Origin of the sequence: Bradyrhizobium neotropicale (assembly GCF_001641695.1) — a bacterium.
Taxonomy (GTDB): Bacteria; Pseudomonadota; Alphaproteobacteria; order Rhizobiales; family Xanthobacteraceae; genus Bradyrhizobium; species Bradyrhizobium neotropicale.
In genome coordinates this window covers 98,044-114,313 of sequence record NZ_LSEF01000063.1, presented here as the reverse complement: position 1 = coordinate 114,313, position 16,270 = coordinate 98,044, and the positions used below count along the sequence as shown (strand labels likewise).

Below are 16,270 nucleotides of genomic sequence, written 5' to 3'. Positions count from 1 at the left end.
GGTTCCTGACCGCCCCCGGAACGATGAAATGTCGCGCCTCCTGACAGCGCTATCCCGTCGTGACAGCGCCCAAATTTCCGCTAAGGTGACCTCCGTTCCGCAGCGGCCGGAGAGCCGCGCGAGGAGGACCGCCAATGGAAGACAAGGGTCGCGAATCCGACCATCTGATGCTGATCACGCCGGAGCGGGTGTTCTATGCCGGCCTGCTGGGCCGTCCCCGCAAGCGGACGCCCGGTTGCTGCCATGTCTATGTGGCGGTCAAAGGCAATCTGCATCTGACGATCGACGACGTCCTTGCCACGGGTGAATTGTTCGTCACGCTGCCGAACCAGCGGCATTCCATTGCCAGCGATTATCGCACCGCGATCAGTGTGACGCTCGAGCCGGAGAGCATGCCGGACGGCGTGATCGAGGCGTTGGCCGAGCGGCTGACCGGACCGGACAAGGCCGTCTTTGCCCGCAAGATCCTCGCCGCCTATGCGTTCCTGCGCCAGCGCCGCTATGGCGACATCACCACCGCCGAGTTCGACGAGATGTGCTTTGGCGAGGCGTTGCCGCGCCGCGTGCTCGACCCGCGTGTGACGCGCGCTGTCGCGCGCATCGAACGCTTCTCCGGCGAGCCGGTGACCGCGGATACCTGCGCCGCGGAAGCGGGCCTCTCGGCCTCGCGCTTCCTGCATCTGTTCAAGGAGGAGACCGGCATCTCCTTCCGATCATTCCGCGCCTGGAAGCGTGCGCGACACCTGCTGCACTATGCCAACCAGGACCTCAACCTCGCCCATCTCGCGCAGGACATCGGTTATCCCGATAGCACCCATTTCAGCCATTCGATCCGCCGCTTCTATGGGCTGAAGCCGCGCGCGATCTTCGTCGGCTCGCGGGATCTTGCGATCTATCGCAGCAGCGAGACGGTTAGGGAGCTTGCGGAGGCGAGCTAGCCAAATATCGCATCTTCGTAGGGTGGGCAAAGCGAAGCGTGCCCACCGCTTCCGTGAAGCGTGGAGAGACGGTGGGCACGGCGCAAAAGCGCCTTTGCCCACCCTACGACAGTGCCATTTTCCTAGCTTCTCCGCGCAAGAAGCCGCATGTCGCGCGTCACATGATCGCAAGCGTTGAATTCTCAACCTGCGAGACATCCGAGGCATGAGCGACAAGGCCGTCATCACCTGCGCGCTGAACGGCGTGCTTACCGACCCCAAGCAGCACCACGTGCCGGTCACGCCGGAAGAGATGGCGCGCGAGGCCAAGGCCGCGTTCGACGCCGGTGCCAGCATCATGCACATCCATCTGCGCCAGCAGGCGCCGAACAAGGGGCACCTGCCGTCCTGGGAGGTCGGCGTCAGCAAGGAGATCCAGCAGGCGATCCGCGAGGCCTGCCCCGGGGTGATCATCAACCACACCTCGGGTGTCTCTGGGCCGAACTACAGCGGCGCGCTCGATTGCATCCGAGAGACGAGGCCGGAGATTGCGGCCTGCAACGCCGGCTCACTGAACTATCTCAAGGTCAAGGCCGACAACACCTGGGCCTGGCCGCCGATGATGTTCGACAACGCGGTCGAGAAGGTGAAGGACTATCTCGACGTCATGAACGCGGTCGGCACCATCCCCGAGTTCGAATGCTTTGACGTCGGCATCGTCCGCTGCGTCGGCATGTACACCCAAGTCGGCATGTACGATGGCCCGCTCGAATATAACTTCGTGATGGGCGTCGCCTCCGGCATGCCGTCCGATCCGGAGCTGCTGCCGATCCTGATCAAGCTGAAACGTCCCGAAGCACACTGGCAGGTCACGGCGATTGGCCGCGAAGAAATCTGGCCGCTGCACCAGCGCTGCGCCGAGCTCGGTGGCCACCTGCGCACGGGTCTTGAAGACACCTTCTATCTGGCCGACGGCAAGAAGGTGACGTCGAACGGCCAGCTCATCGAAGCAGTCGCCGCCTGCGCCCGCCGCGCCGGCCGCGAGATCGCGAGCCCGGCCGAGGCGCGGAAGATCTTTGGGACGAATCGGTAAGGTATCGCCTCAACCGTCATTGCGAGCGCAGCGAAGCAATCTAGAATCTCGCCGCGGAAGCAGTCTGGATTGCTTCGTCGCTTCGCTCCTCGCAATGACGAGCAGGATAGAGTTATGTCCATTCTCGAAAACACCATCTCCCCCGGCAGTGCCGCCTACCACGCCAACCGTGACGGCATGCTCGCCCTGATCGACCGCATGCGCGCGCTGGAAGAGCGTACGCGCGCGGCGTCCGCCGCCGCAAAGGATCGCTTCCATAAGCGCGGCCAGCTCTTGCCGCGCGAGCGCGTCGCGCTGGTGCTAGATCCCGGCGCGCCCTTCCTCGAGCTGTCGACGCTCGCCGGCTACATGTTCGACGTTCCGGATCCGAACAAGAGCGTGCCCGGTGGCGGGGTCATCGCCGGCATCGGCTTCGTCTCGGGCATCCGTTGCATGGTCAGCGCCAACGACGCCGGTATCGATGCCGGCGCTCTCCAGCCCTATGGCCTCGACAAGACCTTGCGCGTGCAGGAGCTCGCGCTGGAGAACAAGCTGCCTTATGTCCAGCTTGTCGAAAGTGCCGGTGCCAATCTTTTGCGCTACCGCGTCGAGGATTTCGTCCGCGGCGGCAACATCTTTCGCAATCTCGCACGTCTGTCGGCCGCAGGCCTGCCCGTCGTCACCGTCACGCACGGTTCATCAACCGCAGGCGGCGCCTATCAGACCGGACTCTCCGACTACATCGTCATGGTCCGCGGCCGTACCCGTGCGTTCCTTGCAGGGCCGCCGCTGCTGAAGGCCGCGACCGGCGAGATCGCGACCGAGGAGGAGCTCGGCGGCGCTGAGATGCACACGCAGATCTCCGGCCTCGGCGACTATCTCGCCGAGGACGATCGCGACGCGCTGCGCATCGCGCGCGAGATCATGGCGGCGATGCAATGGGAGCGGCCGGGCAGGTTAGCTGCGCAATTCAAGCCGCCGCGCTACGACCAGGACGAGCTCCTCGGCATCATGCCGATGGACCACAAGCGTCCGGTCGACATGAAGCAGGTGATCGCGCGCATCGTTGACGATTCCGACTTCACCGAGATGGCGCCGAATTATGGCCCGGCCACCGTCTGCGGTCACGCCCGCATCGAGGGGCAGGCGATCGGCATCATCACCAACAACGGTCCGCTCGATCCGGCCGGCGCCAACAAGGCGACGCATTTCATCCAGGCCTGCTGCCAGACCCGCACGCCGCTGCTGTATCTGAACAACACCACCGGTTATATGGTCGGCAAAGCCTATGAGGAGGCCGGCATGATCAAGCACGGCTCGAAGATGATCCAGGCGGTGACATCAGCGACGGTGCCGCAGATCACCATCTATTGCGGCGCCTCCTTCGGCGCCGGCAATTACGGCATGTGCGGTCGCGGCTTCCATCCACGCTTCTGCTTCTCCTGGCCCAACGCCAAGACCGCGGTGATGGGCGGCGAGCAGGCTGCCGAAACCATGGCAATCGTGACCGAGGCTGCAGCCGCGCGCCGCGGCAAGCCGATCGAGAAGGACAAGTTGGAGGCCATGAAGGCGCAGATCGTCGGCGTCTTCGACGGCCAGATGGACGTATTCTCGACCAGCGCCCGCGTGCTCGACGACGGTGTGATCGATCCGCGCGACACCCGCGCGGTCCTGTCGGAGGTGCTGGCGATCTGCCGCGAGGGCGACGCGCGGAGCCCCCAGCGCATGCAATTTTCGGTGGCCCGCCCATGAGGAACGGATCAGTGCAGCACCGGCCGTTCTTCAAAGTGTTGGTCGCCAATCGAGGCGAGATCGCGCTGCGCGTGATGCGCAGTGCGCGGCGGCTCGGCCTTGGCGTGGTCGCGGTCTATTCGGACGCCGATCGCGACGCGCTGCATGTGCGGCAGGCCGATCGGGCCGTCCGCATCGGCGAAGCGCTGCCGGCGCAATCCTATCTCAACATCCCCGCGATCATCGCTGCGGCGAAGGCGAGCGGCGCGGATGCCGTGCATCCCGGTTACGGCTTCCTCGCCGAGAACGAGGAGTTCGCGCAGGCTTGCAAGGATGCCGGCCTCGCCTTCATCGGCCCGTCTCCGCAGGCGATCGAGGCGATGGGCAACAAGGCCGGCGCCAAGGAAATCATGAAGAAGGCCGGCGTGCCCATCGTGCCCGGCTATCAGGGCGCTGACCAAAGCGACGAGGTGATGCTCGCCGAGGCCAGGAAGATCGGCTTCCCCGTGATGATCAAGGCGGTTGCCGGCGGTGGCGGCCGCGGCATGCGGCTCGTGACCGATGCCGCCTCGTTCCCCGATGCGCTGCGCAGCGCGCGGTCGGAGGCCAAGGCGGCGTTCGGCGATCCCACAGTCATCCTTGAGCGCGCGATCCAGAACCCACGCCACATCGAAATCCAGGTCTTCGGCGACAGCCACGGCAACGCCATCCATCTCGGCGAGCGCGACTGCTCGGTGCAGCGGCGGCACCAGAAGCTGATCGAGGAGGCGCCGTCGCCGGCGGTGACGCCCGAGCTGCGCGCGAAGATGGGCGAGGTGGCGGTCGCGGCGGTAAAGGCACTGCGCTATGAGGGCGCCGGTACGCTGGAATTCCTGCTCGATGAGAGCGGCGAATTCTACTTCATGGAGATGAACACGCGTCTCCAGGTCGAGCATCCCGTGACCGAGGCGATCACCGGGCTCGATCTCGTCGAGCTGCAGCTGCGCGTCGCGCGCGGCGAGCCGCTGCCGGTGAAGCAGCGGGACATCAAATTCTCCGGTCATGCCATCGAGGTGCGGCTGTGCTCGGAGGACGCTGCGCACGACTTCATGCCGCAGTCCGGCCGCATCGCGCGCTGGCAGGTGCCGGAAGGAATCCGCGTCGAGCACGCGCTGGAATCGGGCTCGGAGATTCCGCCGTTCTATGATTCCATGATCGCCAAGGTCATCAGCCATGGCGCCACGCGCGAAGAGGCGCGCGGCCGCCTGATCTGTGGCCTGGAGCAGCTCACGGCCTTCGGCGTGACAACCAACCAGGCCTTCCTGATGTCCTGCCTGCGCCATCCCGGCTTTGCCAGGGGCGAGGCGACCACAGCCTTCATCGGTTCGCATCGCGATGAATTGCTGGCGCCGGGGAGGGACGGCGCGTTCAACGCGGCGCTCGCCGGTCTCCTGCTCTACGTCACCAACCCGCACGCGCCGTCATGGCGCGACGGGCGAAGCCTGGCGGCGACATTTCCGCTGCCGGCGAGGATCGAGATCGCCGGTCAAGCCTATGAGCTCGAGGTCACGCGCGAGCGCGACGGCAGCTACACCATTGCCAACGGCCGGCAGGACGGGCTCGAGATCGACCAGCTCGATTCCGACGCCATCCGTTTCCGCCACGATGGCGTAATGGACAACGCAAGATTCCTGCGCGACGGCGATCGGCTCTACCTTGCGCATCGCGGCGTCCCGCTCGCGGTGACGGATCTGACCCTCGCCGCGCCCAAGGCCGCCGCAGCGAACGGCGGCGATGGCAAGGTCCGCGCCGCCATGAACGGCCGCGTCGTCGCCGTGCTGGTCAAGCCGGGTGACCGCGTCGCCGCCGGTCAGCCGGTGATGACGCTGGAGGCGATGAAGATGGAGCACGTCCACAAGGCCGGCATCGACGGTGTGATTGCGGCGATCGACGTGACCGAAGGCGAGCAGGTCACGACGGGGAAGATCGTGGCGGAGATCGAGGCAGGCTAGCGCTGCGAGCACCGCAATCGTAGGGTGGGTTAGCCCTGCGACTGCGCGAAGCGCAGTCACTAGGCGTAACACACCTCTTTCGTTTCCGCAGAGATAGACAGTGGTGGGTTACGCTTCCCACCCTACGGTATCGCGTTGGGTCGCCCCGTCCCCTCGTTCAATAGACACGCCACCTGATGCCCCGCGCCGGCGTCCACCAGCGCCGGCCGCTCCGTCTTGCATCGCTCCATTGCAAACCTGCAGCGCGTATGGAAGGCGCAGCCCGAGGGCGGATTGACCGGGCTCGGCACGTCGCCGTCGACCAGCGGCGCGATCTTCTTGGCGTGCGGGTTCGCGATCGGCACCGAGGCGAGCAGGGCCTGTGTGTAGGGATGGCGCGGATTCCTAAACAGCTCGTCCTTGTCGGCGATCTCGACGATGCGGCCGAGATACATCACCGCGACGCGGTGGCTGATATGGGCGACCACGGCAAGGTCATGCGCGATGAAGAGGTAGGAAAAGCCGTGCTGCCGCTGCAGATCGATCAATAGGTTGATCACCTGCGCCTGGATCGAGACGTCGAGCGCCGAGACCGGCTCGTCGCAGACGATCAGGCGCGGCTCCAGCGCGAGCGCACGCGCGATGCAGATGCGCTGGCGCTGGCCGCCCGAAAATTGATGCGGGAAATTGCGCATCTGGTCGGGCCGGAGGCCTACCTGCTCGAACAGCTTTGCGACGCGCGCTTCCAACGCCTTGCCGCTGGCGAGGCCATGCACCGCAATTGGCTCGCCGACGATGTCGCCTGCGGTCATGCGCGGATTGAGCGAAGCGAACGGGTCCTGGAACACGATCTGCATCGAGCGGCGATGCGGCCTGAGCTCGGCCTTGGAGAGATGGGTGATGTCCTCGCCCCTGAGCCGGATCTGGCCTGAGGTCGGCTCGACCAGCCGCAGCACGCTGCGTGCGACCGTCGACTTGCCGCAGCCGGACTCGCCGACCAACCCCAGCGTCTCGCCGGTGCCAAGCGCAAACGAGACGCCATCGACCGCATGCACGGTGCCGACCTGCCGGCGCAACACGCCGGCACGCACCGGGTAATGCTTCGTGAGATCGGTGACTTCGAGCAGCGCCTCGGTCATGCGACCTCCGCGACTTCTGCCGCGCGCCAGCAGGCGGCGAGATGGCCGCCGCCCCAATCGGCGAGCGGCGGATATTCCTCCTGGCAGCGCTTGATCGCGAGCTTGCAGCGCGGCGCGAAGGCGCAGCCCGTCGGCAGCCGCACCAGGGACGGCACCGTGCCGGGAATTTCGTTGAGCCGCGCCTGCGCCGGGACTCCGGACGCTGGCACCGCCGGGATCGAGGCCATCAGCCCGCGCGTGTATGGATGTTTTGGCGCGGCGAACAGCGCCTCGACGCTCGCTTCCTCGACCTTCTTCCCGGCATACATCACGATCACCCGCTGCGCAGTCTGTGCGACGACGCCGAGATCGTGCGTGATCAGCACGAGGCCGGTGCCAAGCTCCTTCTGAAGATCGAGGATCAGCGCCAGGATCTGGGCCTGGATGGTGACGTCGAGCGCGGTGGTCGGCTCGTCCGCGATCAGCAGCGCCGGCCGGCAGGCCAGCGCCATTGCGATCATCGCGCGCTGGCGCATGCCGCCCGAAAGCTGGTGCGGATATTCCCCGGCGCGGCGCGCCGGCTCGGGGATCCGCACCAGGCGCAGCATTTCGACCGCGATGTCATGGGCCTCCTTGGCCGACAAGTTCCGGTGCAGCCGCACGGCCTCGACGATCTGGTCGCCGATCCGCATCACCGGATTGAGCGAGGTCATCGGCTCCTGGAAGATCATGGAGATGCGATTGCCCCGGATCGCGCGCATGGCCGCTTCATCCAGCGTGAGCAGGTCGGTGCCTTCGAGCGTGACCGAGCCGCCGACGATGCGGCCGGGCGGATCTGGCACGAGCCGCAGCAGCGACAGCGCGGTGACGCTCTTGCCGCAGCCGGATTCGCCGACGATCGCCAGCGTCTCGCCACGCTTCACGGTGAAGGAGACGTCGTCCACGGCCTTGAACAGGCCGGAATTGGTGAAGAACACCGTTTTCAGGTTCTTCACATCGAGCACGATATCGGATTTTTCCGTCATCAGCCGCGTTGCCTCGGATCGAGGATGTCGCGCAGCGCGTCACCGAACAGATTGGTACCGAACACGGCGAGGCTGATTGCGATGCCCGGGAAGATCACCAGCCACGGCGCGGTGCGGACATATTCGGCCGCCGATTCCGACAGCATGCGTCCCCAGGATGGATAGGGCTCGGGAATGCCGAGGCCGAGAAAGGACAGCGAGGCTTCGGTGAGAATGGTCGAGCCGAGCTGGGCGGTGGCGAGTACGATCAGCGGTGCCAGCGTGTTGGGCAGGACGTGGCGGATCGCAATCCGCACTTCGCTCATGCCGATCGATTTGGCGGCCTCGACGAACGGCTGCTCACGCAGCGCCAGCGTGTTGGCGCGGATCACGCGGGCGACCGTCGGGATCAGCGGAATGGCGATCGCGAGGATCACGTTCGGCAGCGACGGGCCGAGCGCGGCCGTCATGACCAGCGCCAGCACGAGCAGCGGCAGCGCCTGCAGGATGTCGGAGACGCGCTGGAACACCAGATCGAACCAGCCGGCAAGATAGCCCGAGGTCAGCCCCACGATCACGCCGATCGTGCCGCCGAGCGCGGTCGAGCCGATCCCGACCGCGAGCGAGATCCGCGCGCCGTGGATGATGCGGCTGAACACGTCGCGGCCGAAGGAGTCGGTGCCCATCCAGTGCGCGGCGCTGGGACGTGCCAGCGCATGCGCCGCATCGACCGTCAGCGGATCATAGCGCGCGATGAAGTCGGCGAAGATGGCCGTGAGCACGAACACCGTCATGATGACGAGGCCGGCCGCCCCGAGGACGTGGCGCCGCGCTAGGAACAGCACGCGTCGCCAGCCACCGGTCGCATTGGCGCCGGCGCGTTTGAGCTCGAGATCATAGTCGATTGTCGCCAAGCGCCTCTCCTAGTCCGTAAATCGGATGCGCGGGTCGAACACGGCGTAGAGCATGTCGACGGTGAAATTCGCGAACACCACGACGATCGCGATGAACATCACGAGGTTCTGCACGATCGGATAGTCGCGCCAGCGGATTGCCTCGACCAGGAAACGCGCGACGCCGGGGATGTTGAACACGGTCTCGGTGACGATGAGGCCGCCGATCAGGAAGGCTGCCTCGATGCCGATCACTGTGATGACGGGCAAAATCGCGTTCTTCAGTGCGTGGTGATAGTTCACCGCGGCGTCGGATGCGCCCTTGGCGCGCGCGGTGCGGATATAGTCCTGCCGCAGCACCTCCAGCATCGACGAGCGCGTGATGCGCATGGTCAGCGCGGCGCTGCGGAAGCCGACCGCGGCGGCCGGCACAGCGTAAGTCGCGAAAGCCTCCAGCCAGGTCTGCGGATTTGGGTTGAAGATCGGCATCTGGCCGAACATTGCGACCGACGCGGTCAGGATCAGAAGGCCCAGCCAGAACGAGGGCAGCGACAAGCCGCTGAGGCTGAACACACGCAGCGCATAATCGAGCTTAGTTCCCTGCTTCACCGCGCTGATGACGCCAAGCGGAATGCCGATCGAGGCGGAGAACAGCAGCGCCAATCCGGCGAGCCGCGCCGTGATCGGAATGCGTGGCAAGATCTCCTGCAGAGCCGGCTTCTCCGAGACGTAGGAGTAGCCGAAATCGCCGCGCAGGAAGCCGCCGATCCAGTGCAGATATTGCACCACCAGCGGCTGATCGATGCCGAGCTCCTTTTCGAGATTGACCTTGTCGGCGGGATCGACATAGCCGGCCGCGGCAAACAGGATGTCGACGATGTTGCCGGGAACGATACGCAGCAGGAAGAAGATGACGATCGAGATCCCGAACAGGGTCACGAGCATCAGGAACAGGCGGCGCACCAGATAGGCAAACATCCCAACGCCTCCTGCCGAGCCTTTAACCGCCCGTTCGTCGCGTTACTTGTCCAGCCACAAATCCTCGTAACGATAGCCATTATAGGAGCTGTTCGTCATGATCGTGACGCCCTTGACGTAAGGCTGCCAGCAGGTGCCCATGCGGCTGTGGAAGATGATCGGACGGGCAACGTCCTCCTGCAGCTTCTTGTCGATCTCCCACACCAACTTCTTGCGTTTGTCGATATTCGTCTCCTGCGACTGCACGTCGAACAGCTTCTCGATCTCCTTGTTGCAGTAATTGGTGTAGTTGCGTTCCGAGCCGCAGGAATAGTTCTCGTAGAAAGACTGGTCGGGATCGTCGACGGCGTTGCCGGTGAGGTTGAGCCCGATCATGTAATCCTTGCGCGCGATCTTCGGGAACCAGTTCGCGGTCTCCACCACGTCGAGCTCGCCGTCGATATAGATGCTCTTGAGCTGGTCTATCAGGATCACCGCGGGATCGCGGTAGACTGGGATGTTGCGGGTCGAGACCTTGACGGCGAGATGCTTGTCCGGTCCGTAGCCGGCCTTCTGCATCAGCTTCCTGGCCTCGTCGCGGTTGGCCTTCACGTCGGGGCCATAGCCGGGAATGGTCTCGAGCATCTCCTTGGGCATGCCCCAAAGACCATTCGGTGGCGGCAGCATGGTGCCGCCGATGTCGCCCTGGCCCTCGAACAAGATCGAGATGAAGGCCTTGCGGTCGAGCGCCAGCGCCATGGCGCGGCGGATGTCGGCGTTGTCGAAGGGCGCGGCCGTCGAATTGACGATGATGTTGGTCGAGACGTTGGTCGGCGCGATCTCGCAGATCGCGTTCGGCGCCTGCGATTTGACGTCCTTCACCAGCGGGATCGTCACTTCGGTCGGAAAGGTCATGTCGAACTTGCCGGCCACGAAGGCGAGGATTGCGGTCGAGCGGTTCGGGATGATGGTGAACTCGATGCCGTCGAGATAGGGCCGACCCTCCCGCCAATAGTCGGGATTGCGGGTCAGCTTGATCGATTCGTTGGCCTTGAACTCGACGAATTTGAACGGACCGGTGCCGATCGGATGCGTGCGCATCTCCGCCGGCGAGACGTGGCAGGGATAGACCGGCGTGTAGCCGGAGGCGAGCAGCGCCAGCAGCGAGGGTTGCGGCCGCTTCAGGTTGAAGGAGACCTCGAAATCACCGTTGGTCGTGATGTCGTTGACCTCGTTGTACCAGGCCTTGCGCGGGTTCTGGCGGAACTTCTGCTGCGCCTTGCCCATCAGCATGTCGAAGGTGCATTTGACGTCCGCCGACGTGAATGGCTTGCCGTCATGCCATTTCACGCCTTGGCGCAGCTTGAAGGTCAGGGTCTTGTTGTCGTTCACCCACGCCCAGCTCTCCGCGAGCTCCGGGACGATGCTGTCCATGCTGTTCTGCGCCACGTCCTGCTTGAAGATGACGAGGTTGTTGAAGACAGGCATGAAGGGAATGTTGACCGAATAGGTCGCGCCTTCGTGGATCGAGGCGTTGGCGGGGCTATCGCGATGATACATCCGCAAAATGCCGCCCTGTTTGGGCCCAGCGGCGAGCGTGGTCGTTGAGGTCGTCAGCACAGATAGCGCCGCCACTGCGGCGAGCGCCCACACGCTCCGCATGCTCATCCTCCCTAGACATCGGCCTTTTGTGGCCTGTTTGTCGTAACGATAGCGACGCGGGCGGAGCGAGGCAACGGCCAAGGCTCTCTGCGGCCTTGGCAATTCGGATGACGTAAAGTCGCGGGCTTCATTCTCTCACAATGTGAGAGTGCAGATGCGAACGAGCGAATGGCGGAACTAGACCTGCAACGTGTCCCCGCCCTTCAGATGCAGCATCTCGCGCGCCTCGTCGGAGGAGGCAACCTCGAGGCCGAGGCCCTCGATGATCTTGCGGGCGAGCCGCACCTGCTCGGCGTTCGAGGAGGCCATCCGGCCCGGCGCGGCCCACAGCGAGTCCTCGAGGCCGACGCGGATATTGCCGCCCATCGCGGCCGCCATCGCCGCGATCGACAATTGGTGCCGTCCGGCGCCGAGCACCGACCAGATGAACTTGTCTCCGAACAACCGCTCTGCCGTGCGCTTCATGTGCAGCACATCTTCCGGATGCGGGCCGATGCCGCCCTGGAGGCCGAACACGGTCTGGACGAACAGCGGCGGCTTCACCAGGCCCTGATCGAGGAAATATTGCAAATTGTAGAGATGCGCGGTGTCGTAGCACTCGAACTCGAAGCGGGTTCCGGTCTCCGACAGCGTCTTCAGAACGAACTCGATGTCCTGGAAGGTGTTGCGGAACACGATGTCCTTGTTCTCGACATGCTTGCGTTCCCACTCGTGCTTGAAGGTCTTGAAGCGGTTGAGCATGCCGAAGAAGCCGAAATTCATCGAACCCATGTTCAGCGAGGCGACTTCCGGCTTGTAGACCGCTGCGGGGCGCACGCGCTCGTCCACCGTCATGGTCGGCGAGCCGCCGGTGGTGAGGTTGATCACCGCTTTGGAACGCTGCTTGATGATCTTGAGGAACGGCGCGAAGGCTTCCGGCGACTGATCGGGCTGGCCGGTTTCGGGGTTGCGCGCGTGCAGATGCACGATCGCAGCGCCCGCTTCCGCGGCCTCCACGGCGGCGTCCGCGATCTCCTGCGGCGTCACGGGCAGCGCCGTCGACATCGACGGCGTGTGAATCGCGCCGGTGACGGCACAGGTGATGATGACTTTGCGGGCCATGGATTCGAACTCCGGGTTTTAACTCCAAGCGGGCTGTGATCTAACGTCACGCTTAGCATTTCGGATCGACTGGAGCCATCATGGATCTCGACATCAAGGGTTTGCGCGTATTGGTGACCGCGGGGGCGGGCGGCATAGGGCTTGCAATCGCCCGCCGCTTCGCCGGCGAGGGCGCGAAGGTGCATGTCTGCGATGTCGACGAGATGGCGCTCTCCACGCTTACCAACAGCGATCCCGCGCTGACGCGCTCGCAATGCGACGTGTCCGACCGTGCCGCGGTGAAGACGATGTTCGACGCTACGATTCGCGCGCTCGGGGGGCTCGACGTGCTCGTCAACAATGCCGGCATTGCCGGCCCGACCGCGAAGATCGAGGAGATGAACCCGGAGGATTGGGATCGCTGCGTCGAGGTCTGCCTCACCGGTCAGTTCAACTGCACGCGACTCGCCGTGCCGCTGCTGCGCGAGAGCGAGAACGCCTCGATCGTCAATATCTCGTCCGCGGCGGGCAAGGTCGGCTTCGCCATGCGCACGCCCTATGCGGCGGCGAAGTGGGGCGTGATCGGCCTGACCAAGTCGCTGGCGATCGAGCTCGGCCCCGACAAGATCCGCGTCAACGCCATCCTGCCCGGTCTCGTCGCCGGCGACCGCCAGCGCCGCGTGCTGGAGGCCAAGGCGCAGCAGCGCGGCATCTCCTACGCCGAGATGGAACGCATTGCGTTCTCCTATACGTCGATCAAGGATTACGTCACGCCGGAGCAGATCGCCGACCAGATTTTGTTCATGGCGAGCCCGCGCGGCCGCACCATCTCCGGCCAGGCGATTTCGATCTGCGGCGATACGCAGATGCTGGGGTGAAGCTGTTGTCGCGCCGACGCTGCGCTCCCTCTCCCCGCAGGCGGGGAGAGGCGAAGAATCACACAATCCGCGACGACTTGTTCCCCCAATAGCGATCCCGCAGCAGCCGCTTGTACAGCTTGCCCGTTGGCAGCCGCGGCAGTTCCTTCTCGAAATCGACCGAGCGCGGCACCTTCTGCCGCGACAGCGACTGGCCGCAGAAGGCGATCAGCTCTTCGGCGAGCGCGGGGCCCGGCACGACGCCGGGCATCGGCTGCACCACCGCCTTCACCTCTTCGCCGAGATCGACATTGGGCACGCCGAACACCGCGGCGTCGGCGACCTTCGGATGGGTGATCAGCAGATTCTCGCACTCCTGCGGATAGATGTTCACGCCGCCCGAGATGATCATGAAGGTCGCGCGATCGGTGAGATAGAGGAAGCGGTCGGCATCGACATAGCCGACGTCGCCGACCGTGCTCATGCTGCCGTCGGCCGAGCGCGCCTCCTTGGTCTTCTCCGGATCGTTGAAATATTCGAACGGCGATCCCGTCTTGAACCATACGGTGCCGGCGGTTCCGGTCGCGCATTCCCTCATGTTCTCGTCGAGAATGTGCAGATCGCCGAGCAGCACCTTGCCGACGGAGCCGCGATGGGCGAGCCATTCCTCGCTGTTGCAGGCGGTGAAGCCGAGGCCCTCGGTCGCACCGTAATATTCGTGGATGATCGGCCCCCACCATTTGATCATGTCGTCCTTGACCAGCGCCGGGCAGGGCGCGGCGGCATGGATCGCGATCTCCAGCGAGGACAGGTCGTAACGCTTGCGCACCTCCTCCGGCAGCTTCAGCATGCGCGAGAACATCGTCGGCACGAGCTGGGTGTGGGTGATGCCCCATGTCTCGACGAGCTGGAGGTAACGCTCAGGATCAAAGCTCTCCATGATGATCACGGTGCCGCCCATGCGGATCGTGAGATTGACTGCGGCCTGCGGCGCCGAGTGATAGAGCGGGGCCGGCGACAAATAGACCATGCCCTCGCGATAGTGCCAGAGCCTGGTGAGGAAATCGAACAGCGGCAGATTGTGCTTCGGCGGCTCCTGCGGCAGCGGCCGCAGAATGCCCTTCGGCCGTCCCGTCGTGCCCGATGAATAGAGCATCGCCGTGCCGAGCCACTCGTCCGCGATCGGCGTCGAGGGCAGGTCGGTGGTCACGTCCGCAAGGCCGACGATACGGTCGCTCTCGCCGGGACCGTCGGCAACGATGCAGAGCCCGACGTCGGGACACGACTGGATCGCCTCGCGCGCGACATCGAGCTTCGCCACCGACGTGATCAGGATTTTGGACTGGCTGTTGACGAGGAGGTAGGCGAGTTCGCCCGCCGTGAGGAACGAGTTGATGCAGGTGTAGTAGAGCCCGGAGCGCTCGCCCGCGCTGCAGGCTTCGAGATAGCGCGAATTGTTCTCCATGAAGATCGAGTAGTGATCGAGCCGCCTCAAGCCGTGCTTGCGGAACAGATGCGCGAGCCGGTTGCTGCGGGCCTCGAGCTCGCGATACGTCACGGTCTCGCCTGTAGCAGCCATGATGAAGGCGGGCTGGAGCGGGCGTAGGCGGGCATGCGTACCTGTGTACATCGATCCTCCGGCTTGGATTATGCGGCGAGAAGCAGGATTTCGCGCACCTGCGCAGGGCTATCGATCCTGCGCGGATTGCGCGGCACCCAGGGCGTGCGCATCGCCTGGGCGGCGATGGCATCGAAATGCTCCGGCAACACGTGTACCTCGGTGAGGCTGCGCGGCATGCCGAGCGAGCGGATGAAGGCGTCGAGCACGTCGGCGGCGTTCTGCCCCGGGAAGCCCATTGCGGTCGCGACGATCTGCTGGCGATCGGCGTTCTCAACAGCATTCCAGCGCATCACCGCCGGCAGCATGATGCAGGAGGTGTAGCCATGCGGCACGTCGAAGGCCGCGCCGAGCACATAGCCGATGCCATGGCTCGCGCCCATCGGCACGCCGGCCGAAAGCGCGCCCATCGACAGCCAGGTGCCGAGCTGCGCGTCCATGCGTGCGTCGAGGTCGGTGGGATTGGCCTTCACCCGCGGCAGCGCATCGGCCAGCATGGCGAGGCCCTTGACCGATTGCGCATCGGCGTAAGGGTGGGTCTCGCGCGAGCAGATCGCCTCGACGCAATGATCGACGGCGCGGATTCCGGTCGACAGGAACAGCCATTCCGGCGTGTGCACAGTGATGGCGGGATCGAGGATGGTCACGCGCGGCACGATCAGCGGATGACGCAGCATCTGCTTCACATTTGTGCTGCGGTCGGTGATCCCTGCGATCGAACTGAACTCGCCGCCCGCGATCGTGGTCGGCACGCTGACCTGCCGCACCAATGGTGCGTTCATCTCGGGCGCGACGCCCTTGTGGACGCGGATGCGCTCGATGCCGTCGATAGCGTCGACGCCGTTGGCAAGGCAGAGCTGCACCGCCTTGGCGCCGTCGGTGATCGAGCCGCCGCCGACGGTGACGATCAGATCCGCCTTGGCGTCCCGTGCCGCGTTGGTGGCCGCGATCACCGCCTCGCGCGGCGTGTGCGCCGGCATGGCGTCGAACAGGCCCGCGCAGCGGGAGCCCAGCACCTGCCGTATTTTCTCGATTTCGTCGGTCTGCCGGTTCAGCGTGCCCGAGACCATCAGGAAGGCGCGGTTCGATCCCAAACGGTCCATCTGCGCCAGGATGGCGCCTGCGGCCGGATGGCCAAACACGACCTCCTCGATCGCGCCGAATACGACACGCCCTTGGTGCACGCCTGTCCTCCCGGACAATTCGTCTTGTTCTTGTTCAAGCAATCTAGCCGAGGCCGTGGCCCCCGTCATGCGCGAAGACGCTGGGCTTCTCTTCCCCTCTCCCGACTTGCGGCAGGGCAATCGCATTTGAACGCTCGCGAGTGGTCGTCATGCCCGGGTTTGTCCCGGGCATCCACGTTCTTTGTGCCGTGGGCAAGGCGTGGATGG

Annotated in this window: 13 protein-coding genes; 5 read left to right on the top strand and 8 right to left on the bottom strand. The window is 64.8% G+C overall.

Annotation, left to right across the window (positions count from 1 at the left end):
* Positions 1 to 134: 134 nt before the first annotated feature.
* From AXW67_RS21860 to AXW67_RS21845, 4 genes are all read left to right on the top strand, one after another.
* Positions 135 to 938 (top strand): helix-turn-helix domain-containing protein, encoded by an 804-nt coding sequence (locus AXW67_RS21860; protein WP_027549874.1) that lies wholly within the window; start codon positions 135 to 137, stop codon positions 936 to 938.
* A gap of 205 nt (positions 939 to 1,143) precedes the next feature.
* Positions 1,144 to 2,010, top strand: a complete 867-nt coding sequence (locus tag AXW67_RS21855) for a beta-keto acid cleavage family enzyme (protein ID WP_063679503.1) — start codon at positions 1,144 to 1,146, stop codon at positions 2,008 to 2,010.
* Positions 2,011 to 2,124: 114 nt separating this feature from the next.
* Positions 2,125 to 3,741 carry an acyl-CoA carboxylase subunit beta gene (locus tag AXW67_RS21850; protein WP_063679502.1) on the top strand — a complete coding sequence of 539 codons (1,617 nt, stop codon included), beginning with the start codon at positions 2,125 to 2,127 and terminating at the stop codon, positions 3,739 to 3,741.
* On the top strand, positions 3,738 to 5,711 hold the full coding sequence (locus AXW67_RS21845) for an acetyl/propionyl/methylcrotonyl-CoA carboxylase subunit alpha (protein WP_063679501.1): 1,974 nt from the start codon (positions 3,738 to 3,740) through the stop codon (positions 5,709 to 5,711). The genes AXW67_RS21850 and AXW67_RS21845 overlap by 4 nt, the downstream gene beginning before the upstream one ends.
* 122 nt (positions 5,712 to 5,833) lie before the next feature.
* On the opposite strand, the gene AXW67_RS21840 is transcribed toward AXW67_RS21845, so the two are convergent.
* The 6 genes from AXW67_RS21840 to kce all read right to left on the bottom strand — a co-directional run bounded on the left by AXW67_RS21840 (position 5,834) and on the right by kce (position 12,425).
* Positions 5,834 to 6,829, bottom strand: coding sequence for an ABC transporter ATP-binding protein (locus tag AXW67_RS21840; protein WP_027549870.1), 996 nt, complete (start codon positions 6,827 to 6,829; stop codon positions 5,834 to 5,836).
* Positions 6,826 to 7,833 carry an ABC transporter ATP-binding protein gene (locus tag AXW67_RS21835; protein WP_063679500.1) on the bottom strand — a complete coding sequence of 336 codons (1,008 nt, stop codon included), beginning with the start codon at positions 7,831 to 7,833 and terminating at the stop codon, positions 6,826 to 6,828. The genes AXW67_RS21840 and AXW67_RS21835 overlap by 4 nt, the downstream gene beginning before the upstream one ends.
* Positions 7,833 to 8,726, bottom strand: coding sequence for an ABC transporter permease (locus AXW67_RS21830; protein WP_063679499.1), 894 nt, complete (start codon positions 8,724 to 8,726; stop codon positions 7,833 to 7,835). The genes AXW67_RS21835 and AXW67_RS21830 overlap by 1 nt, the downstream gene beginning before the upstream one ends.
* Positions 8,727 to 8,735: 9 nt before the next feature.
* Positions 8,736 to 9,683, bottom strand: coding sequence for an ABC transporter permease (locus AXW67_RS21825; RefSeq protein ID WP_063679498.1), 948 nt, complete (start codon positions 9,681 to 9,683; stop codon positions 8,736 to 8,738).
* Positions 9,684 to 9,725: 42 nt separating this feature from the next.
* A complete protein-coding gene (locus tag AXW67_RS21820) occupies positions 9,726 to 11,324 on the bottom strand; it encodes an ABC transporter substrate-binding protein (protein WP_063679582.1) in 1,599 nt (532 codons plus the stop codon).
* Positions 11,325 to 11,501: 177 nt separating this feature from the next.
* Positions 11,502 to 12,425 (bottom strand): 3,5-dioxohexanoate:acetyl-CoA acetone transferase, encoded by a 924-nt coding sequence (kce, locus tag AXW67_RS21815; RefSeq protein WP_063679497.1) that lies wholly within the window; start codon positions 12,423 to 12,425, stop codon positions 11,502 to 11,504.
* An 80-nt stretch (positions 12,426 to 12,505) separates the two neighbouring features.
* Here kce and AXW67_RS21810 point away from each other — a divergent pair, with 80 nt between their 5' ends.
* Positions 12,506 to 13,282 (top strand): SDR family oxidoreductase, encoded by a 777-nt coding sequence (locus tag AXW67_RS21810; protein ID WP_063679496.1) that lies wholly within the window; start codon positions 12,506 to 12,508, stop codon positions 13,280 to 13,282.
* Between the two features lie 58 nt (positions 13,283 to 13,340).
* On the opposite strand, the gene AXW67_RS21805 is transcribed toward AXW67_RS21810, so the two are convergent.
* Both AXW67_RS21805 and AXW67_RS21800 read right to left on the bottom strand, forming a co-directional pair.
* Complete coding sequence (locus AXW67_RS21805) at positions 13,341 to 14,891, bottom strand: AMP-binding protein (RefSeq protein ID WP_063679495.1); 1,551 nt, start codon at positions 14,889 to 14,891, stop codon at positions 13,341 to 13,343.
* Between the two features lie 17 nt (positions 14,892 to 14,908).
* Positions 14,909 to 16,063 (bottom strand): iron-containing alcohol dehydrogenase, encoded by a 1,155-nt coding sequence (locus AXW67_RS21800; protein WP_063679494.1) that lies wholly within the window; start codon positions 16,061 to 16,063, stop codon positions 14,909 to 14,911.
* Positions 16,064 to 16,270 lie beyond the last annotated feature (207 nt).